This window comes from Nocardia sp. NPDC049737, from assembly GCF_040674755.1.
Lineage (GTDB): Bacteria > Actinomycetota > Actinomycetes > Mycobacteriales > Mycobacteriaceae > Nocardia.
Window position 1 is genome coordinate 114,677 of the sequence record NZ_JBFANH010000017.1, and the last position, 25,140, is coordinate 139,816.

The 25,140-nt window shown below is 64.5% G+C and carries 20 protein-coding genes; 4 read left to right on the plus strand and 16 right to left on the minus strand.

From position 1 onward, the window contains the following. Window positions 1-86: 86 nt before the first annotated feature. The 3 genes from AB0J47_RS23095 to AB0J47_RS23105 form a co-directional block, all read right to left on the minus strand. Complete coding sequence (locus tag AB0J47_RS23095) at window positions 87-1,124, minus strand: alpha/beta hydrolase family protein (protein WP_364349368.1); 1,038 nt, start codon at window positions 1,122-1,124, stop codon at window positions 87-89. 159 nt (window positions 1,125-1,283) lie between these two features. Further along, window positions 1,284-1,928, minus strand: coding sequence for a dihydrofolate reductase family protein (locus tag AB0J47_RS23100; protein WP_364349371.1), 645 nt, complete (start codon window positions 1,926-1,928; stop codon window positions 1,284-1,286). Window positions 1,929-2,096: 168 nt separating this feature from the next. After that, window positions 2,097-3,020 carry a MerR family transcriptional regulator gene (locus AB0J47_RS23105; RefSeq protein WP_364349374.1) on the minus strand — a complete coding sequence of 308 codons (924 nt, stop codon included), beginning with the start codon at window positions 3,018-3,020 and terminating at the stop codon, window positions 2,097-2,099. A 72-nt stretch (window positions 3,021-3,092) separates the two neighbouring features. Here AB0J47_RS23105 and AB0J47_RS23110 point away from each other — a divergent pair, with 72 nt between their 5' ends. After that, window positions 3,093-3,749, plus strand: coding sequence for a maleylpyruvate isomerase family mycothiol-dependent enzyme (locus AB0J47_RS23110; RefSeq protein WP_364349377.1), 657 nt, complete (start codon window positions 3,093-3,095; stop codon window positions 3,747-3,749). Between the two features lie 514 nt (window positions 3,750-4,263). Here the strand turns inward: AB0J47_RS23110 and AB0J47_RS23115 are convergent. The 3 genes from AB0J47_RS23115 to AB0J47_RS23125 all read right to left on the minus strand — a co-directional run bounded on the left by AB0J47_RS23115 (window position 4,264) and on the right by AB0J47_RS23125 (window position 8,367). Continuing rightward, window positions 4,264-6,507, minus strand: a complete 2,244-nt coding sequence (locus tag AB0J47_RS23115) for a heavy metal translocating P-type ATPase (protein ID WP_364349380.1) — start codon at window positions 6,505-6,507, stop codon at window positions 4,264-4,266. Window positions 6,508-6,541: 34 nt separating this feature from the next. Beyond that, window positions 6,542-7,447, minus strand: a complete 906-nt coding sequence (locus AB0J47_RS23120; protein ID WP_364349383.1) for a hypothetical protein — start codon at window positions 7,445-7,447, stop codon at window positions 6,542-6,544. Between the two features lie 164 nt (window positions 7,448-7,611). Beyond that, window positions 7,612-8,367 (minus strand): carboxymuconolactone decarboxylase family protein, encoded by a 756-nt coding sequence (locus AB0J47_RS23125; RefSeq protein WP_364349386.1) that lies wholly within the window; start codon window positions 8,365-8,367, stop codon window positions 7,612-7,614. A 115-nt stretch (window positions 8,368-8,482) separates the two neighbouring features. On the opposite strand from AB0J47_RS23125, the gene AB0J47_RS23130 reads away from it, so the two are divergent. Beyond that, window positions 8,483-9,040, plus strand: coding sequence for a TetR/AcrR family transcriptional regulator (locus AB0J47_RS23130; protein ID WP_364349389.1), 558 nt, complete (start codon window positions 8,483-8,485; stop codon window positions 9,038-9,040). Between the two features lie 94 nt (window positions 9,041-9,134). On the opposite strand, the gene AB0J47_RS23135 is transcribed toward AB0J47_RS23130, so the two are convergent. From AB0J47_RS23135 to AB0J47_RS23175, 9 genes are all read right to left on the minus strand, one after another. After that, window positions 9,135-9,827, minus strand: a complete 693-nt coding sequence (locus AB0J47_RS23135; RefSeq protein WP_364349392.1) for a sterol desaturase family protein — start codon at window positions 9,825-9,827, stop codon at window positions 9,135-9,137. Window positions 9,828-9,943: 116 nt separating this feature from the next. Next, window positions 9,944-10,666 (minus strand): GntR family transcriptional regulator, encoded by a 723-nt coding sequence (locus AB0J47_RS23140; RefSeq protein ID WP_364349395.1) that lies wholly within the window; start codon window positions 10,664-10,666, stop codon window positions 9,944-9,946. 124 nt (window positions 10,667-10,790) lie between these two features. Then, a complete protein-coding gene (locus AB0J47_RS23145; protein WP_364349398.1) occupies window positions 10,791-11,609 on the minus strand; it encodes a hypothetical protein in 819 nt (272 codons plus the stop codon). Next, complete coding sequence (locus tag AB0J47_RS23150; protein ID WP_364349401.1) at window positions 11,606-13,264, minus strand: ABC transporter family substrate-binding protein; 1,659 nt, start codon at window positions 13,262-13,264, stop codon at window positions 11,606-11,608. The genes AB0J47_RS23145 and AB0J47_RS23150 overlap by 4 nt, the downstream gene beginning before the upstream one ends. Beyond that, complete coding sequence (locus AB0J47_RS23155) at window positions 13,261-14,946, minus strand: ABC transporter family substrate-binding protein (protein WP_364349404.1); 1,686 nt, start codon at window positions 14,944-14,946, stop codon at window positions 13,261-13,263. The genes AB0J47_RS23150 and AB0J47_RS23155 overlap by 4 nt, the downstream gene beginning before the upstream one ends. Beyond that, complete coding sequence (locus tag AB0J47_RS23160) at window positions 14,943-16,616, minus strand: ABC transporter family substrate-binding protein (protein ID WP_364349407.1); 1,674 nt, start codon at window positions 16,614-16,616, stop codon at window positions 14,943-14,945. Before AB0J47_RS23160 ends, AB0J47_RS23155 begins: the two co-directional genes overlap by 4 nt. Before the next feature lie 12 nt (window positions 16,617-16,628). Continuing rightward, complete coding sequence (locus AB0J47_RS23165) at window positions 16,629-18,497, minus strand: ABC transporter ATP-binding protein (protein WP_364349410.1); 1,869 nt, start codon at window positions 18,495-18,497, stop codon at window positions 16,629-16,631. Further along, window positions 18,494-19,471, minus strand: coding sequence for an ABC transporter permease (locus AB0J47_RS23170; protein WP_364349413.1), 978 nt, complete (start codon window positions 19,469-19,471; stop codon window positions 18,494-18,496). Before AB0J47_RS23170 ends, AB0J47_RS23165 begins: the two co-directional genes overlap by 4 nt. Window positions 19,472-19,544: 73 nt before the next feature. After that, complete coding sequence (locus AB0J47_RS23175; protein ID WP_364349416.1) at window positions 19,545-20,522, minus strand: ABC transporter permease; 978 nt, start codon at window positions 20,520-20,522, stop codon at window positions 19,545-19,547. A 162-nt stretch (window positions 20,523-20,684) separates the two neighbouring features. Between AB0J47_RS23175 and AB0J47_RS23180 the strand changes: the two genes are divergently transcribed. Continuing rightward, window positions 20,685-21,632, plus strand: coding sequence for a hypothetical protein (locus AB0J47_RS23180; protein ID WP_364349419.1), 948 nt, complete (start codon window positions 20,685-20,687; stop codon window positions 21,630-21,632). 53 nt (window positions 21,633-21,685) lie between these two features. Further along, on the plus strand, window positions 21,686-22,507 hold the full coding sequence (locus tag AB0J47_RS23185) for an HAD family hydrolase (protein WP_364349554.1): 822 nt from the start codon (window positions 21,686-21,688) through the stop codon (window positions 22,505-22,507). Window positions 22,508-22,605: 98 nt separating this feature from the next. Here the strand turns inward: AB0J47_RS23185 and AB0J47_RS23190 are convergent, their stop codons facing one another. Continuing rightward, window positions 22,606-25,002 (minus strand): N-acetylmuramoyl-L-alanine amidase, encoded by a 2,397-nt coding sequence (locus AB0J47_RS23190; protein ID WP_364349422.1) that lies wholly within the window; start codon window positions 25,000-25,002, stop codon window positions 22,606-22,608. Window positions 25,003-25,140: the final 138 nt, after the last annotated feature.

The following is a 25,140-nucleotide window of genomic DNA, read 5'->3' on the forward strand; positions in this document are numbered from 1 at the left end:
GGCGAGTCGCGGCCGATGCGGGGGTGTCGATAGCAACGGGCCCCGGCCTGTGGCTGGCACAGGTCGGGGCCCGGAATGCGGTTGGGTCAGTAGAGATCTTTGGACAGCACCGGCCAGGATTGCTTGAGGTCGTCCTGCCAGTAGCCCCAGGTGTGGGTGCCGGTCGGGGGCAGGTCGAAGGTCGCCGGAATTCCCAAGTCGTTCAACCGGTTCTGGAGGTTGCGCGAGCAGGCGCTCATCGCGGCCTCGATGATGCCGCCGACGACGACGTGGTTGGCCACGCTGATCGGGTTGTACTTGTCATCGCCCATGATGAACGGGTCGCCGGGCGCGTCGTGCGCACCGGGCAGGCCGCCGCCTGCTGCGACCCAGAGGTTCGTGCCGCGCAGTTTATCGGCGTGCAGGACCGGATCGTTGGCTTGCCAGAGCGGGTTGTCGGCAGGTCCCCACATATTGTCCGGGTTACCGCCGCCCCACGTTTCGACCGTGGTCTGCACGAACTTCTTGCCGACCGGATCGCTGGTCTGCGCGCAGCCGCTGTAGGCGCCGACATTCTGGAACAGGCCAGGCTTGGTGATCGCCAGCATCAGGACCGATGTCCCGGCCATCGAGTAGCCCGCGATCGAGTTCTTGCCGTTGGTGCCCAGTGCCGCATCGATGATCGGAGGCAGCTCCTCGGTGTAGAAGGTCTGCCATTTGTTGACGCCGAGCACCGGATCGGACGCGCGCCAGTCGGCGAAGTAGCTCCACCGGCCGCCGATCAGCTCGACGACGTTGATGTTCTTGTCGCCGAGGAATTCCTTGGCGTCGGTCTTCTGGTCCCAAGAAGCGTTACCGTCGACACCACCGCCGCCTCCGTTGACCAGATACAGCGTCGGGCGCGGGACCGAGTTGTCCGCAGGCAGATCCACCAGGACCGGGAAGGTGCGATCCATGGCCGTGGAGTGAATCTCGAGCTGCAGCTTGCGGTCGCCGCGGGTCTCTACTTTCTCGATGTAGGAACCGTCCGGTGCCTTGGCCGCGCTGTTGATCGGTGCGGCCGAGGCGGTAGGCGCCATCAGGCTCACTCCCGTGCCGACGACCGTCACAGCGGCGGCCGCCGCAACGAGATCTCTGAATCGCATACCGCGTCACTCCTGAAAATCGCATCCGCGCAACGTTCGAACCCGTTTGGCTGACCCGCCAAATGGGCAATCGTCACTACCGTAGATCGAATCGGACGACGGATGCCGCCGGAAGCCCCCAGTCCTGGGGGTTGCTGAGCGTTGCGGCCGAGAGTGGCGTCACCTCCGCCAGAAGAAGTGATGTATCACACCGCTCGGGCTCGGGATCTGCTCCAGATGAAAACGGTCGACGAGTTCGTCGGGGCTTGTCCATAACCTTTCGCCGCGACCGAGTTCGACTGGTGCGACGACGATGTGCATGTTGTCGATGAGATCGGCGTCGAGAAATTCCCGGACTGTGGCGACACCGCCGCCGATTCGCACATCCTTGCCATCGGCGGCGTCGAATGCCAGCGCCAGTGCGTCTTTCGCAGACGCATCGAGGAAGTGAAACGTGGTTTCCCCCAGGGGGATCGAGGGGCGCACATGGTGAGTGAGGACGAAAACCGGTGTGTGGAACGGGGGTTCGTCGCCCCACCAGCCCTGCCAGTCGTAGTTCTCCCACGGTCCCCGCTGTGGACCGAATTTGTTGCGTCCCATGATCTCGGCGCCGATGTTGTTGGTGAAGTCGCGGGTGCAGTAGTCGTCGAGGCCGTAGGTTCCGCCGGGATCGGTTCGGTTGGGCCAGTGGGCGGTGGCGCCCGCCCAGGAGAAGAGCGCTGTCGGGTCGGCGTGGCCGAATGGGTGCTCGCGGCTCTGTCCCTCGCCCGCGCCGTATCCGTCGCTGGAGACGTTGAAGTTCTGAACTCGGACCAGCTGTGTCATCGGAATCCCTTCTGATTGCAATGTGCAATCGGTTGGGAATCTACCTAGACTGATCCTATTGTGCAACCAGTTGGTCGCGACGATCCAATGGCCTCTCGAATAGAGCGCTTGCCGACCGCAGCGGGTGCCGACCGCGGCCGCGACTGTGTATTGCCGCACGTCGACCGCCTACCGCGGATGGACGTCATCGGCCCACTGTGCGAGTGCTCGGTATAGCCAGTCGAGAGCCGCTCCGGCGGTGGTGGTTCCGGTGATCTCGGTGGTTAGTTTCCAGTAGCGATGGATGCGCGGGTCGTTGTCGGGGGCGTCGTCGAGGAGTCGGTAACGCAGTCGTGGGGTGTCGCGGTCGCGGCGGGCGGTGGCGTGCGCGTCGATGAACCGGTCGAGTTCGGGGCCGGTGTGCGGTTGTGTACCGAGCGAGTCCACGGCCGCGCATGCTTCGGCGACCCCGGTGACCAGTGCGAGTTTGTCGTGGATTCTGGTCGGATTCGTCCGCCAGAGTTGTCGTGACATCGCGGCGGTGCATGCGGGATCGGCGATGTGGGTGGTGAGTTCGGCGAAGGCGACGATGTGCTGGGGAGTCGGATCGTCGGGTAGGTGCGGGATGTTCATCGTGACGAATCCATCGAACAGTGCCGGTGGGATCGGGGCGAGCAGTGTCCGCCAGAACGTCACCAGCGTGTCGTGCGCGCGGTGCCGATCATGTACGGACGCAAGCAGTTCCAACCGTCGGGCACGTTCGGCGGGTGGCGCTTCCTCGACGGCGCGTAGCGATGCGCGCCGCCAGGACAGCAGGCCGAGTTCGGTGTCGAGTGCGGCGCGTTCCGCGGCGATCGCATCGGCGGTGGTCAGGGTGCCGGTGAGAACTTCGATGATCGCCGACAAGCTCAGGCCGAGCATTCGGAGTCGACGCACCAGCAGCACCTGATCGACCGCGGTCAGTGGATCGAACAGCCGATGCCCGCCACTGCTGCGCCGCGATTCCAGAACCCCGTTATCGCAGTAGAAGCGCAGCGTGCGGACCGGTACTCCGGTGACTCGCGACAGCTCTCCGATACTCACGAGGCCGCCGCGGTGTGTGTTCTCGGTCACATTCGCTGGAACCTCCACCTCGGTGGAGTTCCTACCCTACTGGAACGCCAACCGGGACAAGGAGTTACGCGAATGACCGAGGACACGATGATGAGCGCCGACCAGATCTGGCGGGCTGTCGCCGCCGAGCGAGCCGGTCTGGTCGAGATATTGGAGGCGCTGTCGGAAGCCGACTGGGACCGTCCTTCGCTGTGCGATGGCTGGCGCGTGCGCGATGTCGTCGCGCATGTGGTGCTATCGGCCCGCGCCTCCATCGGTTGGATCCTGATCAATGTGATCCGCGCCCGCGGCAGCCTGGACCGGGCAATTCGCGATACCGCCATTCGCTACGCAGAGCGCGTCACGACCCAGCAACTGCTCGGCGAGTTGCGCGACAGCATCGACGCACGGGTCACGGCGATCGGCACGACACCGGCCGATCGCCTGATGGACCTACTGGTGCACGGCCAGGACATCGCGGTCCCACTCGGCATCACCCATGACATGCCGGTGGCCGCCGCGCGATTGGCAATCAACCGAATATGGACGATGGGCGCCCCATTCCGCGCCCGCAAGAAATTCACCGGCTACCGCCTCGTCGCAACCGACACCGACTGGTCCGCCGGTGCCGGATCGACTATCACCGGCCCGGTCGCCGCCCTGCTCCTGATCACAACCGGCCGCCGGCACGCCTGGCACCAACTCAGCGGTGCCGGAGCCTCGCTATATGCGCAACGTGAGCGACGGTAGTGACGGCCACCTCGCGCGGACCGATCGGGCGGATAGCATCGGCGTCGCGCTCGATCCGAGTGTGTACGGCGGGTGGGAATTCGGGGTTGTCCATGATGGGCACCGGCCGGCTCCTGGGTGCGGCGACCGGCCTGTCGACACTGCCTCGGCAGGTGCGCAGGTGTCCAGGTGATAGTCCGCCCCGCAAACCGGGTTCGGGCGACATCGAGGGCGTGACCTCGCTCATGTAAACGCGAAATTTCTTGCTGGGAATTGACTGGCAATGTCGCGAGAGGTTGCCGAGAGTATCGCGCAGCTGATTGTGGACAACCTTTGGGCGGCAGTAGCTTTCGATTGCTGATCGTTGCTCTACGAAAGGTCGAACCGATGATTCTGCTCTCCCTCTTGGCCGCGACCGGAAGTGCTGCCGCTGCATGGGCTACCGGAAGTGCCGCCATGGGACTGGGAAATAGCGGCATTCTGCAGTAAGCCAAAGGATCGGGCGGGACGACATGGGTGCCGTCCCGCCCGATTCCTATTGAGCGGTGGAGCGGAAGCCGCGCAGGCGCAGGCTGTTGCTGACCACGAAGACCGAAGAGAACGCCATTGCGGCGCCCGCGAGCATCGGGTTCAGCAGTCCGGCCATGGCGAGCGGAATCGCCGCGACGTTGTAGGCGAAGGCCCAGAACAGATTGCCCTTGATGGTGCCGAGGGTCCTGCGGGACAGCCGGATCGCATCGGCGGCCGCGCGCAGGTCACCGCGGACCAGGGTCAGGTCGCTGGCCTCGATGGCGACATCGGTTCCGGTGCCCATCGCCAGACCGAGGTCGGCCTGGGCCAGCGCCGCGGCATCGTTGACGCCGTCGCCGACCATCGCCACCACCTTGCCTTCGGCCTGCAGCCGCTTGACGGTGTCGACCTTGTCGGCGGGCAGCACCTCCGCGATCACCTCATCGATACCGACCTGTGCCGCAATGGCTTTCGCGGCGGCGGTGTTATCGCCGGTCAGCATGATCGGGGTGAGACCGAGCGCCTTCAGCTGCGAGATCGCTTCGGCGGAAGTGGGTTTCACCGCATCCGCGACCACGAGCACGCCGCGTGCTCTACCGTCCCAACCCACCGCGACGGCGGTCTTGCCATCGTTTTCCGCTGTCTGCATGGCCCGCTCCAGGTCGGCGTCCAGCTGCTGCGACCAGTCCGCGAGCAGCCTTGCGCGCCCGACGACTACCGCATGGCCGTCCACCACACCCTGCACGCCGAGCCCCTCGACATTCGCGAAATCCTCGACCTGCCGCAGCGTGCCGACCTTATCCCGCGCACCCTTGGCAATCGCCTGGGCAATCGGGTGTTCCGATGAATCCTCCAGCGCTCCGGCCAGTGCTAGCACCTCGGCGGTGTCCTCGCCCGCGGCGGCAATGACATCGAGCAGGGTCATCTTGCCGGTGGTGACGGTGCCGGTCTTGTCGAGCACCACGGTATCCACCCGACGCGTCGACTCCAGCACCTCCGGCCCCTTGATCAGAATGCCGAGCTGCGCACCGCGACCGGTGCCGACCAGCAGCGCTGTCGGCGTGGCCAGCCCGAGGGCGCACGGGCAGGCGATGATCAGCACTGCGACCGCGGCGGTGAAGGCCGCGGCGACCGATCCGCCGGTGCCCAACCAGAATCCGAGGGTCGCTGCCGACAGCGCGATCACGATCGGCACGAAGATCCCGGAGATCCGGTCGGCCAACCGCTGTGCCTGCGCCTTACCGGTTTGCGCGTCCTCGACCAGTTTCGCCATCTGAGCCAGCTGGGTATCAGCACCGATTCGATTGGCGCGCACCACGATCCGCCCGCCGACATTGACCGTCGCGCCGACCACCGCGTCCTCGGGACCGACCTCCACCGGCACTGATTCCCCGGTGAGCATCGAGGCGTCGACCGCGGAGGAACCCTCGACGACCACACCATCGGTGGCGATCTTCTCGCCGGGCCGCACCACGAAGGTGTCGCCAACGCTCAACTGCTCGACCGGAATCCGCTGTTCAACGCCACCGCGCAGCACCGACACTTCCTTCGCGCCGAGCTCGAGCAGCGCCCGCAGCGCCGCCCCGGCCCGCCGCTTGGAGCGCGCCTCGAAGTAGCGTCCGGCCAGGATGAAGGTCGTGACGCCCGCCGCGGCCTCCAGGTAGATGCTGCCGGTGCCGTCCATCCGCGCAATGGTCAACTCGAACGGATGCTTCATACCTGGCATACCGGCCGTGCCCCAGAACAGCGCATACAGCGACCAGCCGAATGCCGCGAGCGTGCCCATCGACACCAGGGTGTCCATGGTGGCGGTGCCGTGGCGCAGGTTGGCCCACGCGGCCCGGTGGAAGGGCAGTGCACCCCACACCACGACCGGCGCGGCCAGCGTCAGCGAAAGCCACTGCCAGTTGTCGAACTGCAGCGCGGGCACCATGGCCAGCGCTATGACCGGAACCGTCAGCAGCAGCGAAACCAGCAGTCGGGTTCGCAATGCCGCCGTCGGATCGTCGTCGTCGGCGGTTTCCGCGGGTTCCTCGATCTGCGGCAGCGCGGCGGTGTAACCGGCCTGCTCGACGGTGGCGATCAGCTGCTCCGGTGAGATGTCACCGCTGAAATCGACCCGCGCCTTCTCGGTCGCATAGTTGACCGTCGCGGTGACGCCGTCGAGCTTGTTCAGCTTCTTCTCGATGCGATTGGCGCAGGAGGCGCAGGTCATGCCACCGATCACCAATTCGACCTGTCCGGCGGATGGTTGTGTCGCGGTGGTCATCGTGTGCTCCGTTCTGTGCGACTCAGGGTAGTGATCAGTGGCCGTGGCCGGCAGGTTCCGCCGCGGGGACGGGTGCGGAACCGGCGACCGAAAGGGTGAATGCGGCGGTGCGAACCACGCCTTCGTGCTGGAAGTCGAGGAAGAGTCGGTAATCGCCCGTGCTCGGGGCGTCGACGTAGAAGGTAATACCTGGTCCGGCCGGGGTCACACCGTCGCCGGGGTTGCCATCCGGATGGACGTGCAGGTAGGCGAGGTCGGTGGCGCGCAATGCCACGAGGTGACCGTAGGCGCCGAGGTAGGGCTGCAGATCGGTGACCGGTTTGCCATTGCGGCTGACCGAGAGCACGACCTTTGATGCCTGGCCCGGCGTGACCGTGCCGTTCATCGCGACGGTGTACGCACCGACCTGCGCGGTAGCCGACGGCGCGGGCAGTGCCTGCGCGTCGTAGTTGCCCGCGACCCGCAGATCGGCCCCGAGCGTCAGATTCTTACCGCCCTCGGGTGTGAAGTCGGCGAAAACGCGATAATCGCCGGCCCGGGTGAGGTCAAGCGGAACGCTCCAGGTTCCGGCTTGGTCTAGTACCGGATGCACGTGCTGGAATGCGGCCATATCGCGGCGGACCACGATGAGGTGCAGATCCTTGTCGTGGCTGCGGACGTAGCTGGTGACGGGTGCGCCGTCGCGATTCAGGATGCGAAACCGCAGCGCGAAATTCGCCGCCGCGGTGGTCTGCGGGGTATCCAAGCGCAAGGTGTAGCCGTTTTCGCTGGCCATGAGCCCCGCGGGCAGCTCATCGGACTCGCCCATGTCCGCATGTCCCTGCGAGTCGTGCGCGGACTCGGTGGATTCCGGCCCGAGCGTGGCACCGACGGCCAGTGCGATCCCGAAGACCGCCGCGAGACCGAGGGTGAAGCCGGTGAACTTGGTTGCTGCGTTCATCAGGAGACTCCGTTCGGATTATTCGGCGGGCCGTCCCGTCGAACTCGGCTCTACCATACCCCCCTAGGGTACATTGTCAAGCCGGTACGGGGTGAGGGTATGTGGACGATATGACGAGAGCCCGGCTCGGTAATTGACCGGGCCGGGCTCTCGGCTATCGCTGTTCAGGCTTCGGGACGGTAGGCGACCAGAGCCACCGCGGGCGCGGAAACCACCTGCACCTCGGCCGACTCCGCGACCTTGACGTGCAGGAATCCGCCTTCTATCGATATCTCGACATCATCGATCGCGCGCACCGGCTGTCCATCCCGGTCGAGCAGTGAATATCCGTCGACCAGAGCTACTTTGGTGGCCTTACGCCATTTCGCGGTCATCGTGTTGCCTTTCGTGGGTTCGGCGGGAGGGAAGTCCAGTTCCGGCTGGGCGACGTGGTTGAAGTAGTTCGACAAGATATTCAGCGCGATGTGGCCGACCACCTCGCTCAACTCGGCATCGCTCACGCCGCGCTCGCGGGCCGAGTGGATGACGCGATCCTCGACGCGGCCGTGCGACCGCAGCACCTCGCGTGCGACCCGCAGCACCGCATCCGCGTGCGGATCATCGGCGTGCGCCTCGCAGGTGGCCGCGATGGCTTCCTCGGTGAAGCCCATCCGGCCCGCTCGCATGCTGTGCGCGGCAACGCAGTAATCGCAACCGTTTTCGCTCGCGACCAGCAGGGCGAGTTGCTCGCGGACGCGGGCGGAGAGCTTGCCGCGAGTCAGTGCGTCGCGCATGTTCAGGTATCCGCGCAGTGTCGCGGGACTGTTCGCCATGGCGGCGTAGAGATTCGGAACCCGGCCCAGTTGGCGATGCACCTCGCTGAGCATGTCGGCCTGCTCGGCGTCGGCAGTTTCGGTCGATACAAGCGGTAGCCGAGACATCGTGACTCCAAACTCGAACGTGATGGTACTGATCGGTACCGAACTGGAACGGTACTGATTGGTTCTGAAATGGTCAAGACGGTACTGATCAGTTCCGTTCTGCTACGGTGAGTGCATGGCAACACAGGCCAAGCAGCGACTGCTCACCACCGCCGAAGAGCTCTTCTACGCCGAGGGCATCCGGGCGGTCGGGATCGACCGCCTGCTCCAGGAGTCCGGCGTCGGCCGCGCCTCCTTCTACCGCCACTTCGCGAGCAAGGACGACCTGGTTGTCGCGGTGCTCGAGGAACGCGATCTGCGCTGGCTGGAATGGCTGAAGGACTCGGTCGAGGCAAATGCGAACGATCCGGTCGACCGCCCCCTGGCCGTTTTCGACGCACTCTCACAACGCTTCGCCCGCAAGGACTTCCGCGGCTGCGCCTTCATCAACACCATGGTCGAAGTGGCCGATCCGACCTCCGCCGCCCACCGGGCCGCTGACCGGCACAAACGCCGTGTCATCGACTACCTCACCGAATTACTCACCGCCGCGGGCCGCTGCGACGCTCCCGAGCTGGCGGCCGAGTTCGCTCTCCTCGTCGACGGTGCGATCGTCACATCCGTTCGCGAGGCGAGTCCGGCCGCCGCCGACCGCGCCCGAGCCATTGCCCAACGTCTGCTCGCGGCGAACTGAGTCGGCGAATAACGATCTCGCCTGACCGAACGACGGCGAGAAGGCCGGAATCGCCACGCTCACCGTCGATCTGGTTTTCCGCAGCACGCGGACTTCAAGCCGAGTGCAGGTGGCGGGCTGTCGGGGAAGTTTCCGTGGTCGCCGGATCGGGATAGGTGCCGAGTAGACGGTCGGCGGTGCCGGAGGTGGTCACGGTGAACCAGTAGTGCTCATTCTTGTAGTGGTGGTGGCGGTGATTGCGCCAAACCGCCCGGTAGAGCGAGCCTTTCGGCTTGTAGTCGGTGTGGATCAGGTAGTGCGTCCACTCGTAGGCAAGGCCGAGGACGGTGATCATCAGCAGGAACGTCAAGCCCGAGCCGAGCCGGGGGAAGGCCAGGACCGCGATCGCGATGAGGACCACCACCAGTACCGAAAGCGTCTTGGTCGGAATGAAGATCAGCGGGATATTGCGCGGATCCACGTGGTGCTCACGATGTTTGCGCGCCAGTTCGCTATCGATCGGAATCGGGCCGAGTTGCTTCGGGCGCCAATGCAATACCGTGACGTGCACGATCCATTCGAGGACCGGGAAAACCGCGAGCATGACCACGGGCACCAGCGCATCGGTCAATTGCCAGTCGCCCACAATGATTCGGGCGACCAGCGCCGCTACCAGGGTGGTGCCGATCAGCCAGGGCGAGGGGTGCCGAATGAATTCGCGGAAGGCGGCGGCCAGGGTTAGGCCGCGGCGCAGCGGCCGTCCGTCCTGATGGGCTTCATTCTTGCTGGATGACTGTGGTTTCGTCATGGTCGTTCCTCGGTGGAGCTGGTCGGTGCTGTGGCGCACCGAGCGAAGGGTGTTCCGAACCGCTGAGGGCGATCCGGATTGCCGCCGCCGCACGGCAACGTCGGCGGTAGATGCGGTCAGCGCCCTCCCAATACTTCGATCAGGGCGGTGGTCGCCGGTTCGAGTAGTGCCCGGGCCGTGGTGGCGGCCTGTTCTGGCCGACCCGCCACGATGGCGGCGGCCAATTCGCGATAAGCGTCGACATTGCCGACCTCGGCGGACATGATCGGGGCCAGCGCCGCGAGCGCGGGTTCATAGGCGGCGCGCAACATGTTGAACATCAGCCGGAAGACGATGGAATCGGCAGCGTCGACAATGTGATCCCAGAACTCCATCGCATGGCGCTGCTGTGCGATCGGATCCTGTTCGGCGGCGAGGGCTTCGACGGTGCGATGCAATTCGTCGCGGACGGCTTCCGGGTCGGTCTGTGCCAGTCGGGCTGCCGCTAGTTCGGCCACCTTGGGTCCGTTGTGCAGCCGCGCCTCCAGAATGCTGCGCGCGACCTTCGGTTCCAGCTCACCGGCCTGAACCAGCAACCGCGGTAGCACCTCGAGCCCGGCCCCGCGCCGGTAATCCAGCACGGTCGTCGCGTCTCCCTGCCGCACCGCTACCAGTCCGGCCGCCGCGAGCCGTTGTAGTGCCTCGCGCACCGCGGGCCGCGAAACACCTAATGCCTGCGCCAACTGCCGTTCACTGGGCAGTGTCGCGCCGGGTGCCAGCTCGCCACTGAGCACATCCGCCGCGATCTGCTCGAATACATCTCCCGATACCGACCGCTTGACCACAGGTTGCAACGCCATACCGCAAACTCTCCGCCGAAAAGGTCAGAAGGTCAAGTGGTCATACCAGTTGACTCGACGCGCGCCGGGCCACGACTGGTGCGGTCGGCTGACGGACTTCCTGGCAACAAATCCCTGCGTACCGTCAGCTCGGGTCAGACCCGCGAATGGCGGCGAGCCAGATGGCGGTGGCGGCGGCTACCGAGGTGGCAGCGAGGAAGGCAATGAAGCCTCCTGCGGATACGTAGACCCACATGAGGGCTACGAAGGGGGCGGCGACGGTGGATTGGGCGTCGAGCAGTAGCCGGCGACGAACCCGAGCCGAGTCGCTGGCGAGGATCGGAGCATCGGGATCGGGACGGGATGGGTTGTCGATCAGGCGGCCGGGCGGTTCGGAGCTGCGAGCCTTTCCGGATGGGTAGAAGTGCAGGTTGGCGCTATCGACGGATCGGTCGGTCACCTCGGCTTCGGACTCGGTCATGCCGAGCATCGTCGAGTCGAAAAATACCGGCAGCCAGCGAGTTCGATAGTTCTCGGTGATCTCGAGCCAGCTACGGCTGACGAGCCGATGCTGCTGTCGCACTCGCTTGATCTCCACGGTGCGCGCGGCATCGCTACGGGCGCTGCTGCGGCCTGCCGCCTCGCGATCCGCGCTGCTACTACCTGAGCTTCCGGTGCCGCAGTCTGTGCAGCTGCCGGCATCGAGGTGTGAGCCGCCATCGCCATCGCCATCGCCGCGAGATGAATCCGTTCGGCGTGGACCGATGTCCGCCAATCCATTCGGCAGCATGCCCAACGCCGTAGCGAGCTGAAAAGCCGTATAGCCCAAAATGCCCAGCGCAACCGTCGCCAATGCCGCAACTTGGTCCAAGTCGCCGAACGGCGCCCAGGCCAGACAAACAACCAGAGCGCCGATCGTCACGGAGACCGGATAGGCCAGCGGGTGGCCCGGCCCGAATTTCACTTCAGGAAGCCGACTTTGGTGTAGTCGGGCGAGGCGAGGCCGAAGGCGCCGTAGTTGGCGAGGTTATCGCGCACCGCGTAGGTGCCCGAGGCCTGCTGCAGTGGCACCGAATAGCCCTCGGCGAAGATCATCTGATCGCATTTGTTCGCCAAGTCGATGGCCTTCGCCGGATCGAGTTCGGCAATGGTCTGTTCGATCAGCGCGTTCAGTTCCGGGGAGCCGATGCGAGCCTTATTGCCCATCAGATTCGCCGGATCGTAGGCGTAGATCTGCGGCAGCGCACCCAAGGGGAGAACGCTACCGCCCCAGCTGAACTGGGCGATATCGAAGTTGCCCGGATCGATCACATTCTTGAACAAACCGCTGCCGGGGACGGTTTGGATGGTCATCTTCACCCCGACCCGCGCCAGGTTCTGCTGCACGATCTGCGCGGTCTGCACCCAGGCTTCCTGCTGGTACATCACATCGCGCAATTCGAGTTTGCGGCCGTCCTTTTCGCGAACGTCGCCATTGAGCTTCCAGCCGAGCGCGTCGAGCATTCGCGCCGCCTCATCCGGATCGAAGGCGATGGGGGCCGAATTGTCCTGGTAGCCCTTCTGGCCCTTCATGTAGATGTGGTTGTTCAGCGGCGTCGGGTTGTCGACGACACCGTTCTGGGCGGCGCTCACCAGCGCCTGCCGATCGATCGCCTTCGAAACGGCAATCCGCAGTTGCGGATCCGACAGCAGCCCGCCGGGTGCGCCGTTGAAGGTCAGATGCGACCAACTCGGCTCGGGGGTACGCCGGATGACCACATTCTTCGAATTCCGCGCACCGGTCACATTCTCGATCCCGGACATGTACGCGTAGTCGATCTCGTTGTTCTGGATACCGGGCAGCACCGCGGAATCGTCGAGCACGCTCAGCGTGATGGTGTCCAGCTTCGGCGTATCGCCCCACCATTTCGGATTGCGCCCCAGGGTGATCCGGTTCTGCGCGCGATCGATGGAGGTAACGACGAACGGCCCGGAACTGACCGGCAGTCCGTCGCGGTCGAGATTGCTGAATGCCTCCGGATTCGCGGTGACCGCCTTGGGGTACAGCGGTGAGAACTGCCCCTGCCATTCGGCGTACGGCTTATCGAAAGTGACGATCGCCTGCAGATCATCGACGCCGCGCTCGACCTTCCCGACCCGGTCGAATCCACTCGATGACGAGATGAGGAAACCGGGATCCTTGCCGCTGAGCGCGGCCGCCTCCGATCGCAGGTCCTCCCAGGTGATCGGGCTGCCATCGGACCATACGGCCTTCGGGTTGATCGTATAGGTGACCTGCTGGGGGTTGGTATTGGTCAGCTTGATATCGGTGAAGTAATTGTGGTCGACCGTCAGCTCACCCGCCGCGTTGCTGACCCACGGCGACGGCAGCGTCGGATTGATAGCGGAGGCAGTGCTTTCGGTATTGCCGTCGACGTGCAGATAGTTGAACGACTCGGGGAACGAGCTCAGTGCCAGCCGAAGATTGCCGCCGTCGCGCAGTTCGCCGCGATCCTTCGGATTGATGTCATTGGTGCTACCGATATCCACCGTGCCCGGGGTGATGCTGTTGTCGGAACAACCGGTCGCGATCAGGCCGAGCGCGACAACCGGCACTGCCACCGCGGTTGCGAATCTCATTTCTCGAACCCGACTTTCGTGTACTCTGCCGACGCGAGGCCGAAGGCGCCGTAATTGGCCAGCCCCTCGCGCACCGCGACGGTGCCCGCGGATTGCACGATGGGCAGCGAGAAGCCCTCCTCGAAGATCATCTTGTCGCATTCGTTCGCCAACTCGATGGCCTTATCGGGATCGAGTTCGGCGATTGTCCGCTCGATCAGCGCATTGAGTTCGGGCGAGCCGATCTTGCCCTTATTGCTCAACGTATTCGCCGGGTCGAAGGCGTAGATCTGCGGCAGCGCACCGAGCGGGAGAATGCCACCGCTCCAGGTGAACTGGACGATGTCGAAGTTGCCCGGATCGACCACATCGGTGAAAAGTCCATTGCCCGGGTAGGTCTGGATGACCAGCTTGACGCCGATCTTGGCCAGATTCTGCTGAGCGATCTGGGCCATCTGCACCCAGCTCTCCTGCTGGTACATCACATCGCGGATTTCCAACTTGCGGCCGTCCTTTTCGCGGACGTCACCGTTGAGCTTCCACCCCAGGTCATCGAGTTCTTTGGCGGCTTGGTCGGGGTTGTAGGCCACCGCTGCCGCATTGTCCTGGTAGCCCTTCTGACCGACCATGAAGATGTGGTTGTCGAGCGGCTTGGGATCGACCACGACGCCCTGTTGGGATGAGGTCGCGATGGCCTGCCGATCGATACCCTTCGAAATGGCGACGCGCAGCTTCGGATCCGCGAGGATCGAGCCGGGCGCGCCATTGAAGGTGAAGTGCGAGAACCGCGGCGCGGGCGCGCGGCGCACCTTGATACCGGGCGCGTTCGAGGCGGTCTTGACCTCATCGATGCCCGAGACCGACGCCGAATCCAGTTCGTTGTTCTGCAGCGCGTTCAGCCGGGCCGAGTAGTCGAGCACGCTGTAGGTGACCGTATCCAGCTTCGGCGTATCGCCCCACCATTTCGGATTGCGGCTCAATACGATTCGCTGCTGCGCCTTATCGATCGAGGTGATCGTGAACGGCCCCGCCGAAACCGGCAGACCGTTGCGGTTGACGTCGTCGAAGGCCTGCGGGGTCGCGGTCGAGGCCTTGGGGTAGACCGTGCTGAAGATGCCCTGCCATTCCGCATAGTGCTGGGCCATGGTGACGATCGCCTGCCGGTCGTCGACACCGCGTTCGACCGTGCCGATCTGGGCGTAACCCTGGGTCGCCGCCACCTGGAAAGCTGGGTTGCGCCCACTGAGCGCTTCGGCCTGAGATTTCAGATCTTCCCAGGTGATCGGCGTCCCATCGGTCCAGACCGCCTTGGGATTGATCGTGTAGACAATGGTCTGCGGATTCGTATTGGTGAGTTTGATCTCGGTGAAATAGTTGGTGTCGGTGGTGATACTGCCCGCCGCATCGGATTTGACCGAACCCGGCAACGCCCACCCCACCAGATCGGAAACCTCACCGTCGGAGTCGACGTGGGATGCATTGAAGGTCGCCGGGAAGTTCGTCAGCGCCAGCCGCAGATTCCCGCCCTCGCGCAGTTCGCCGGCGTCCTTCGGATTGATGTCATTGGCCGTGCCGATCGAGCTGGAACCCGCCGTCACGTCATCGCCCGACCCGCACCCGGACAGAATCAGCGCGATGGCGACGGCGGGCGCCGCGATCCGAATTCCCACCCGGCGCTGCCGGGCGATGCGTGCTGTTGTCATTTCACGAATCCGATCTTGGTGTAGTCGTAGGACGCGAGGCCGGGGGAACCGATATTGGCGAGATTCGCGCGGACGCCGAAGCTGCCGTCGCTCTGCATCAGTGGCAGCGAATGACCCTCCTCGAAAACCTTGCGATCCACCTCGTTGGCCAGCTCGAGCGCCTTCGCCGGATCCAGTTCCGAGAGGGTGCGATCGATCAGGGCATTGAGTTCCGGCGAGCCGACGCGGGCGTAATTGCCCTGCAAATCGTTCGGGTCGTAGTAGTACGCCTGTCGAATACTGGCGAACGCGAACGCATCACCCACCCAGATGAACTGAGCGGCATCGAAATCACCGGGCTGGATGACATCGGTGAAGTAGCCCGCCCCCGGCTTGGTGTCGATGGTCAGTCCCACGCCGATTTCGGCGAGGTTCTGCTGGATGATCTGGGCGACCTGCACCCAGGTCGGATCGTTGTACATGACATCGCGGATGACGAGCCTGCGCCCGTCCTTCTCGCGCACATCGCCGTTGAGCTTCCACCCCGCCTCGTCGAGTTCGCGCGCCGCGGCGGTCGGATCGAAGCCGAGACTATTGTCCTGATAGCCCGCCTGACCCTGCAGGAAGATGTGATTGTTCAGCGGCTTCGGATTCTCCACCAGCCCGTTCTGAATCGCGGTGACGATCGCCTGCCGATCGATGGCCTTCGAAATGGCAACGCGCACCTTGGCATCGGACAGGATAGACCCCGGCGCGCCATTGAAGGTGATGTGGCGCCAGCGATTACCGGGCGCGCGGCGCACCACCAGGCCGCCGGTATTGCGCACCGTCTGGACGTCGTCGACCGTGGTCAATTGCACCAGGTCGAGTTCGTTGTTCTGTAGCGCCGTCGTCCAGGCCGTGTGGTCGAGCACGCTGTAGGTGATGGTGTCGAGTTTGGGTTCGGCGCCCCACCATTTCGGGTTGTGGCCGAGCACGATTCGGCCCTGCGACCGGTCGGTGGCGACGACCTGGAACGGTCCGGCGCTGGGCCCCATCGCATCGGCCAGGCTGTTGTTGAACGAATCCGGTTCGGTGGTCACGGATTTCGGGAACAGCGAGGCATTACCCGCGAATTGACCGCGCCATTCGGCGTAGGGATGGCTGAAGGTCAGGACGGCCTGGCGATCGTCGACGCCGCGCTCCACCTTGTCCACGAATTCGAAACCGTTGGTGATGGCGATCAGGAACCGCTTGTCCCTACCGCTGAGCGCATTGGCCTCGGATTTGATGTCTTCCCAGGTGATCGGATTGCCGTCGGACCAGACCGCCTTCGGGTTGATGGTGTAGGTGACCTGCTGCGGGTTGGTGTTGGTCAGCGCGACATCGGTGAAATAGTCCTTGTTGATGGACAATTCGCCCGCCGCGTCCGTGTCGAACGCGCGCGGCATCAGCGGCCGTTCGATATCGGCTATCTCGCCGTCGTTACCGTCATTGGACAGGGTGTTCCAGTTGGCCGGATACGACGTGGTAGCCAGCCGCAGATTCCCACCGTCGCGGACCTCGTCGACGCTCTTTGGATTGATGTCATTGGTGGTGCCGAGCGTATCCGACAGCCCCGCCGTCGAATCGCCGCCCGAACCACAACCCGCCACGATCAGAACCAGTGCGACAACCGGTGCCGCCCATTTGGTTCGGGTTCTCGATCGCATCGCGCTCTCCCTCTATCGGCTGACGACCGGCACCGGGACCGCATCGATCAACGCCCGGGTGTATTCGTTGCTCGGGCGGTCGAAGATCTGTTCGGCGGGCCCGGCCTCGACGATCTTCCCGCGATACATCACCGCGATATCGTGGGCCAGATTGCGGACCACCGAAAGATCGTGCGAGACGAACAGATAGGACAGACCGTGTTCGGTCTGCAGGTTGCGCAGCAGATTCAGCACGCCCGCCTGGATCGACACATCCAGTGACGACACCGGTTCGTCCAGCACGAGAATCTCCGGATCCAGGGCCAGCGCACGGGCAATGCTGATCCGTTGCTTCTGGCCACCGGAGAAGTCGGCCGGATAGCGGTCGGCGTGCTCGGGCCGCAGACCGACCTGTTCGAGCAATTGCGGTATCCGCTTGGCGATTTCGGTGCGGGGACGGCCGTCGATGCGCATCGGTTCGGCGAGCACGTCGAAGATCGGCAGTCGCGGATCCAGTGCGGCCGTCGGATCCTGGAAGACGATCTGCATCTTCCGGCGGATCTCCCGCTTGCGCGCCTTGGTCAGGGTAGCGATATCGCTGCCCATGATCTCGATGGTGCCCGCTTGCGGTTTCACCAGGTCGAGAATCTGGGTGAGTGTGGTGGATTTTCCGGATCCGGATTCGCCGACCAGCGCCAATGTGCGCCCGGCGCGCACCTCGAAGCTGATGCCGTCGACGGCGCGGACCTCACCCTTGCGGCGCTTGAACACCACACCCGAGGTGATCGGGTAGGTCTTCACCAGATCCGAAACCCGCAGCACCACACGCTCATCGGTATCAGCTTCGGCGCTCGGCTCCGAAATCTCCTGGCGGTAGGCCTCGAAAAGATCGGCGGAGGTGACTTCGGCGGTGCGGATGCAGGCGGCTGAGTGGCCGGGTCCGGTCTTCTCCAACGGCGGCTCGGCCGCACGGCAGTCATCGATCGCGATGGGGCAGCGCGGTGCGAAGGAGCAACCCGGCGGCAGTGCGTGCATGGCCGGCGGTGCGCCGACGATCGGGATCAGCGGGCTGCGGGACGGACCGTCCATGCGCGGAATCGAGCCGAGCAGACCGACCGTATACGGCATCCGCGGTGCGGCGAAAAGCTCTGCCGCCGGTGCGGTTTCGACGATCTTTCCGGCATACATCACCGCGACCCGATCGGCGAGCGTGGCGGCGATGCCCATATCGTGGGTGATCATGATGACACCGGCGCCGGTGATATCGCGCGCCTTGCGCAGCAGATTCAGGATCTGCTTCTGCACCGTCACATCGAGTGCGGTGGTCGGCTCATCGCAGATGATCAGCGCGGGATCATTGGCAATGGCCATGGCGATGACCACCCGCTGGCGCATACCACCGGAGAACTCGTGCGGAAATGCCTTGGCGCGCAAGGCCGGTTCCGGAATACCGACCAGATCCAGCAGTTCAACGGCCCGTGCCGAGGCCTCTCGACTGGTCATATCCGTATGTGCCAGCAGCGCTTCGGCGACCTGATCGCCGACCCGATACACCGGCGTCAGCGCCGAGAGCGGGTCCTGGAACACCATGCTGATGGAACGTCCACGCAGCTTGGACAATTGGCGATCGCCGAGGCCGAGCAGTTCGCGCCCGCGCAGCCGGATGGAGCCGTTGATCCGCGCCTGCTCCGGCAGCAATCCGATCACCGCGAGCGAGGACACCGACTTACCGGATCCGGATTCGCCGACGATCGCGAGCACTTCACCATCGGAGACGGTGTAGTTCACCCCGCGTACCGCATCGATGCGGCCCTCTTCACTGGGGAAGGAGACCCGCAGATCGGAGACCTCCAACAGCGGTGCGGTGGAGTTCTTCTCGCTGGCGACTTTATCGCCCGTCATGCGACTACCTTCTTTTCCGACCCAGCCTTCTTTTCGGACCCAGCCTTCTTTTCGGACCCAGCCTTCTTGCGCGAGCGAGCCCGTTTGGCACTGGGGTCGAATGCGTCACGCAACCCGTCACCGACCAGATTCGCCGAAAGCACGATGACGATCAGCAGTCCACCGGCGAACATGAACAGCCAGGGGAAGGTGAGCGCCGATGCGGTGCCCGACGCGATGAGCGTGCCGAGCGAGACATCCGGCGACTGCACACCGAATCCGAGGAAGCTCAAACCGGTTTCGGCCATGATCGAAGCGCCCACCGACAGTGTGGTGTCGATGATGAGGATCGAGGCGATATTCGGCAGGATATGGCTCAGGATCACCGTCCTGATCGGCGCGCCCATATACCGTGCGGCCTTGACGAATTCGCGTTCGCGCAGACTCATGGTCAGCCCGCGCACGATGCGCGCGCTGATCATCCAGCCGAAGACGCTCAGCAGCAGGATCAGCAGCAGGATGGACCCGCTGCCCTTGGTCTTCGGCGCGAAGAGCGCGACGATGATGAAGCTCGGGACCACGAGCAGCAGGTCGACCAGCCACATGATGGCCTTATCGGTGAAACCGCCGATGAGTCCGGCGATCGAACCGGTCAGCGCCGCGATGGTGGTGCTGATGAGGGCGACGCAGAAGCCGATGATCAGCGATTTCTGCATACCGCGCAGGGTTTGGGCGAGTACGTCGTGGCCGATGGCGTCGGTGCCGAAGGGATGCTTCGCAGAGGGCGGTTTACGCAGTGCCGTGCCGTCGAGTTCCTGATAGTCCCAGGTCCAGAAGTACGGCAGCACATAGGCGACCAGCACCAGGATCAGCAGCATGATCACGCCCGCGACGGCGGCCTTATTGCGCAGGAAGCGCCGCAGTACCAGCCTGCGCCGACCCGAGGCGGCAGCGGGCTCCGGCGCGCCCTGGACGATGATTTCGGCTTCCGTCATGACTGCGCCTCGCTAGCGCTCGGCTCCGTCACGCCGGACCGTGCTGTGTTGATGGTTCGTTCGCTGCGCTCACTCACGACACACGCACCCTGGGATCGAGAATCGCGTACACGATATCGGAGAGCAGACCCGACACCAGTACGACAAGACCGGCGAACGCCGTCACCGTGACGACGACGTAGAGATCCTGGGCGTTGATCGAATTGACCAGCCATTCGCCGACGCCGTGCCAGCCGAAGATCTTCTCGGTGAAGGTCGCGCCGGTGATCAATCCGCCGAGGCTGTAGGCGAACAGCGTCGCCATCGGGATCAGTGCGGTCCGCAGGCCGTGCTTGTAGAGCGCCTTGTTGCGGGTCAGGCCCTTGGCGCGGGCGGTGCGGATGAAATCGCTCTGCAGCACATCGAGCATGGCATTGCGCTGATAGCGGCTGTAACCGGCCATTGCCCCCAGGGCCAGACCGGCCGTCGGCAGCACCAGATGCTGGAGGCGGTCGAGCAACTGCGGGAAGAAGCCGTTGATCTTGTTCGCCGAGGTCTCGCCGGTATAGAGGAAGATCTGCGAGCCGGTCAGCGTATTCACTTCCAGCGCACCGTATTTCAACAAGGTGGCGAGCAGGAACACCGGCGTGCTCAGTACCAGCAGGGATACGACCGTTGTGAAGTAGTCACTGAATTTGTATTGCCGGATCGCCCCGGCCGCACCGATCAGAACACCGAGCACCGTGCCTACGATCGAACCGATGATCAGCAGCCGCAGACTCACCAGGACCCGGCGCGGCAGCTCCTCACTTACCGGCTGACCGGCCAGCGTCTGGCCGAAGTCACCCTGCGGGATACCCTTCAGCCAGCTGATATAGCGCTGTGGGATCGGCTCGTTGAGATGCAGCTGTTCGGCCTTGGCATCGATCACCGCCTGCGGCGGACGTGGATTGCGCTGTTCGAGACTGTCCAGCGGCGTGAACGTCAGCGACGCCAGACTGAACGTCAGGAACGAAGCCAGCAGCAACAGCACGACATAATTGAACGCGCGTCGTAGCAGGAAGCCGGTCATCAGTCCTCTGGTCCTACGGCTGGTCGGGCCAGCATCGAGTATTAGCCCCTGATCATAAGGACGTGCGTGCGAGCGTGTGTGACACGCGTGAGATCGGCATGTCCTCGATTATGAGGAGACCGGTGCATCCAGGCTTTTCCCGGCGCTCTTAGGGGGGATTCAATGAGTTATCCGCAATATGAGCCTTATCCATCGGTCCCGGCACCGGCACCCGGCGGTGGCACCGCGATCACGGCCGGGGTGCTGGCGAGTGTCGGCAGTGCTGGCCAATTGCTCGGCGGCGGTTTCAACATCGTGCTCGGGCTGAGCGACCTCGGCCGTGATCTCGCGGAGTACGACTCGACCGGCTTGTTCGCGCAGAGCTGGTTCAAGACCCACCTGCTGGTGACCGGTTCGATCGCCGTGGTCACGGCGTTCCTACTCGGTGCAGGCGCGGTCATGATGTTCACCAGGCGGCCGCTCGGTCGGGTACCCGTGGTGGCCGGATGTGCGGTGGTGGTGTTCGCCGGTATCGCGGGGTATGCGATAACTCTGCGCTACACCGCCTCGGGCGGTAGCGCGGCCGAGATCAGTGGCGGCATCGGCGGGCTGTTCGGGCTGATCTTCCCGATCGCGACCGCGGTGCTCGCACTCGTGCCGCCGACGACGCGCTGGCTCAATTACAGTCCGGTGGCCGCACCGCCCGTCGCGACATACCCGTACGGACCAGTCGCGCCGCCCACGGGGTATTCGTCCGGAGCTGCTGGGCCACCTGCCGGCTCTTCGTCCGGAGCTGCGTGGCCACCGCCCGTCGCGACGTATCCGTACGGACCAGTCGCGCCGCCCGCGGGGTATCCGTCTGGAGCTGCTGGGCCACCGGCCGGCTCTTCATCCGGCCCGACGCCGTATCCGCCGTCGCCCTATCCGCATTACGGTCCTTCAGCTGATGTCCCGGCTGCGCAGCCGTATCCCCAAGCGGGGTATTCAGGTACCGATCAGGCGGACGTGCAGCCGCAGTCGGGGGCGAATCCGCAGGCAGCGCCGGTTTCCCCGCCGTCGAATCTGGTGAAACGGCAGTCCGATCCGACGCAGGCCGAGGACTCCCCGTGGCGGCGTCCGCCGTCGCAGTGATAGCCGCGATCGCGCCGAGATGGTCTTCCGGCAGGATGGAATAGGTGACGCGCCTGCACCTGCCCAAGCCGAAGATGGTTGCCACCGATGTGGACGGCACCCTCATCGATCACGACGAGCGGGTCACCGCGCGAACCAAGGTGGCCGTGGCCGCCCTGATCACCGATGGGGTGCCGTTCGTGCTCGCCACCGGACGGCCGCCGCGCTGGATCGATCCGGTGGTCGAGGGGCTCGGCTATGCGCCACTGTGCGTCTGCGGCAATGGAGCGGTGATCTACGACAGCGCCGCCGACCGGGTACTCACCAGCCGGACCCTGGATGTGGATACCCTCGCCTGGATCGCCGACCTGGCCGAACGCGCACTGCCCGGCTGTGGCCTCGCCGCCGAACGCGTCGGTGAGAGCGCCCATGACGCCGTGACGCCACAATTCGTCAGTTCGCCGGAATACGAACATGCCTGGCTGAATCCGGATGACACCGAGGTCTCGCGCGCCGAGGTCATCGATGCGCCCGCGATCAAGATGCTGGTTCGACTACGCGGCGCCCTCAGCGCCGATATGCGCGCGGTCCTCGCACCGCTCATCGGCGACCGCGCCGACATCACCTACTCGACCGACCACGGCCTGATCGAAGTTTCCGCACCCGGTGTCACCAAGGCCTCCGGCCTGGCCATCGTCGCTCAACGCCTCGGTGTCGAGCATTCCGCGATCATCGCATTCGGCGATATGCCCAACGACGTTCCGATGCTGAGCATGGTCGGCCACGGCGTCGCGATGGCCAACGCGCATCCGGAGGCGATCGCCGCTGCGGACGAGATCACGGCGGCTAACAACGAAGACGGTGTCGCGCAGGTTCTCGAGCGCTGGTGGGTCTGAACCGAACCCACTGCATCCCAAGGATTTCCGCAACGTAAGTGTGTGTACCTCCCGCCGAGGGCGCTGAGTGGCCCACCAGCACCGCGCGATCGTCTGTGTCAGCCCGCCGGTGCGGGGGCTGGCGCCGCGACGTGGCCGACCGAGTTGCGGTTGACCTGATGCTGGTAGGTGTCGTTGTAGGTCTTCCAAACGGTGGTGACGATGCCGGTCAGCTGGTTGAGAACCAGTGAGCCGTACTGGAAATCGGTGCGCAGTCCGTTCGGTACCGGGTAGGTGTTGCTCATCGGCCCCCCGAGAACCCCGGCATCCCCGCCGAGGGCGAGGAAGCGATCCAGGATCGCGCCGAGCACCTCGAATATCTGACCATTCGGTGCGGTATAGACGTACCCGTTGACGAACTTCGCGTACTGCTGCCCCTGCGCGGCGGGCATCGGCTCCGAGGTGGCCGCGCCGAGCGGACCATCCGGACCGCCTTTATCGACCCAGTGCTTGGCGATCGGATTCTGATTCACCATGCCGAGCAGCTTGGCCGTGAGTGCGGCCAGCGCGGCGATATCGGTCTGGGTCTGCGGGGCGATCTGCATTTGGGGCTGCTGGGTGGTCGGCGCTTGTGCCTGCTGTTGTGGCTTGGTGGCGGTGCCGGATGATGCCGATATGCCCGCCGCGATATCCCGAATGCGGTCCATATCCGCGTAGGCGGAGTCACCGGGGCAGCTGGTATTGCCGACGTCGCGGTGCGCGAACACCACCGGCAACCGAACCGCCTCACCCTGCGCATAGGAGGTGAAATCGGTGCCCTCGGAATACATCGTGGTGTACCCCTTGGGATCCAGCCCGGCGATCTTGGACCGCCACCCGATGAACCGGCCGATCGCATTGATCGCCTCTTCCGACGGTTCCTCGGACTCGTAGTTGCCCATCAGCGCGACGCCTGCGGTGTTCTCGTTGAATCCACCCGCGTGCGCGCCCTGCACCGGGCGATCAAGTCCGCCGAAACGGCCCTCGAAGATCTGGCCGTACTTGTCGACCAGCGCGTTGTAGCCGATATCGCACCAGCCCAACGTTTTTGCGTGATACGTGTAGATCGCGCGGACGATGCCCGCCGATTCGGCCGGGGTGTAGTCGTTGCGGCCCGCGGTGTGGTGCACGGTGAGGCCGCCGAGCTGGTCGTCGTAGGTGGGTTCTTCGCAGCGGATGGATTCGTCCGCGCCCCACTGGGATCGGCTGATGACATTGGGTCCGCCGCCGGGCAGCGCCGCGGCGACATTGTTGAGCGTTCCGTCGATCGCGCCGCGGCCCGGATCGATCAGCACGGCCGTCAGTTCGGCGGCGGTCTGGGCCGGATCATCCGAGCGCCCGGCGGCCGGGGTGGGCAGCATCGGCACGGCGCCCTCCGCGTCACCCGCGACGGGGGGATGAGGCACGTTCGCCACGGCCGGCTTGCGGGTCACCAGGATCTGCACGGACTTGGTATTGCCGACGTAGATCGGTTCGGTGCCGGTGGAGCCGCCGGTCGCCCGATCGTTGCGACGGGTGTCGACGGCTTCGGTGTCGTACCAGGAACCCCAGGTGCCATCGGACTGGCGGGCCCGCACCAATGCCTTGGTATTCACCAGATCGTGCGCGGTCAGTGCGACCACGCTGAACGGGGTATCGCGGCTGACTTCCTTGACCTGTGCGCCGACCTGGCTGAGGAGTTCCGGCGGGACGGCGCCGGGTGCCAGTGCCGGCGTGTCGGGGGTGACGTCGGGCTCGACCTGGGTGGGATCGGCGATGAAAGCGGCTGTGGAACGGCCTTGGGGTGGTTGACCAGTGGTGCCCTGAGTTGGTGAGGGGGTCTGAGCTGGGATGCTCTGGTCTGGAGTCGATTGACCCGGGATGATCTGGTCGGTTGTCGATTGACCAGGTGTGGATTGACCGGGAAGCGATTGGCCGGGGGTATCTTGGCCCGGAATTGTTTGGCCGGGCAGTGACTGGGTGGGGGTGTTTTGGCCCGGGATGGTTTGGCCGGTTGTCGATTGACCTGGCGTGGTTTGACCGGGAAGCGATTGACCGGGGGTGCTTCCGCCCGGAACTGTTTGGCCGGGTAGCGATTGGCCGGGAACGTTTTGGCCGGGTACCGATTGGCTCGGTGTGCTCTGTCCGGAATCGAGCTTGGGTAGTGGAATTTCCTTCGGTAGCTCGACGCCGGGTGGCAGCGGCAAACCTTCGGGAACCGGAATGGATTCCGGAATCGGCAGCATGCGTAGATCCGAAAGATGCAGATCAGGCAGGTCGAGACCGGTGAGTTCGCGCAGCGGAAGGGTGATGTCGGGGACCGTGGTCAGGACCACCTCGGCCAATTGCGCGGGGATTGCGGCGGGATCGCTACCAGTTGTCGGACGGTAATCGGTCGAGTCGCTCAGCGTGAAAGTCGCGAGCGGGGCCGCTACCGCAAGTGTGGTGACAACCGGGAGTACGTAGGAACGTTTCGGTTTGCGGTACGGCACGAGCATCTCCAATCAGGTCGAACCGAGCGATCATCTGCATGGATGTCAGGGTTGCTTCCTGATGCATCAACAACCACACTAGTTCACAACTGTCACATATCTAAACCTCTGGTTGAGGATTATTATTTGATTGCTCGAATGTAG

Bases quoted from the DNA above. Each gene is read 5' to 3' on its own strand.
- AB0J47_RS23095 (WP_364349368.1), bottom strand. From the start codon at position 1,124: ATGCGATTCAGAGATCTCGTTGCGGCGGCCGCCGCTGTGACGGTCGTC.
- AB0J47_RS23100 (WP_364349371.1), bottom strand. From the start codon at position 1,928: ATGACACAGCTGGTCCGAGTTCAGAACTTCAACGTCTCCAGCGACGGA.
- AB0J47_RS23110 (WP_364349377.1), top strand. From the start codon at position 3,093: ATGACCGAGGACACGATGATGAGCGCCGACCAGATCTGGCGGGCTGTC.
- AB0J47_RS23115 (WP_364349380.1), bottom strand. From the start codon at position 6,507: ATGACCACCGCGACACAACCATCCGCCGGACAGGTCGAATTGGTGATC.
- AB0J47_RS23120 (WP_364349383.1), bottom strand. From the start codon at position 7,447: ATGAACGCAGCAACCAAGTTCACCGGCTTCACCCTCGGTCTCGCGGCG.
- AB0J47_RS23125 (WP_364349386.1), bottom strand. From the start codon at position 8,367: ATGTCTCGGCTACCGCTTGTATCGACCGAAACTGCCGACGCCGAGCAG.
- AB0J47_RS23130 (WP_364349389.1), top strand. From the start codon at position 8,483: ATGGCAACACAGGCCAAGCAGCGACTGCTCACCACCGCCGAAGAGCTC.
- AB0J47_RS23135 (WP_364349392.1), bottom strand. From the start codon at position 9,827: ATGACGAAACCACAGTCATCCAGCAAGAATGAAGCCCATCAGGACGGA.
- AB0J47_RS23140 (WP_364349395.1), bottom strand. From the start codon at position 10,666: ATGGCGTTGCAACCTGTGGTCAAGCGGTCGGTATCGGGAGATGTATTC.
- AB0J47_RS23150 (WP_364349401.1), bottom strand. From the start codon at position 13,264: ATGAGATTCGCAACCGCGGTGGCAGTGCCGGTTGTCGCGCTCGGCCTG.
- AB0J47_RS23155 (WP_364349404.1), bottom strand. From the start codon at position 14,946: ATGACAACAGCACGCATCGCCCGGCAGCGCCGGGTGGGAATTCGGATC.
- AB0J47_RS23160 (WP_364349407.1), bottom strand. From the start codon at position 16,616: ATGCGATCGAGAACCCGAACCAAATGGGCGGCACCGGTTGTCGCACTG.
- AB0J47_RS23165 (WP_364349410.1), bottom strand. From the start codon at position 18,497: ATGACGGGCGATAAAGTCGCCAGCGAGAAGAACTCCACCGCACCGCTG.
- AB0J47_RS23170 (WP_364349413.1), bottom strand. From the start codon at position 19,471: ATGACGGAAGCCGAAATCATCGTCCAGGGCGCGCCGGAGCCCGCTGCC.
- AB0J47_RS23175 (WP_364349416.1), bottom strand. From the start codon at position 20,522: ATGACCGGCTTCCTGCTACGACGCGCGTTCAATTATGTCGTGCTGTTG.
- AB0J47_RS23180 (WP_364349419.1), top strand. From the start codon at position 20,685: ATGAGTTATCCGCAATATGAGCCTTATCCATCGGTCCCGGCACCGGCA.
- AB0J47_RS23190 (WP_364349422.1), bottom strand. From the start codon at position 25,002: ATGCTCGTGCCGTACCGCAAACCGAAACGTTCCTACGTACTCCCGGTT.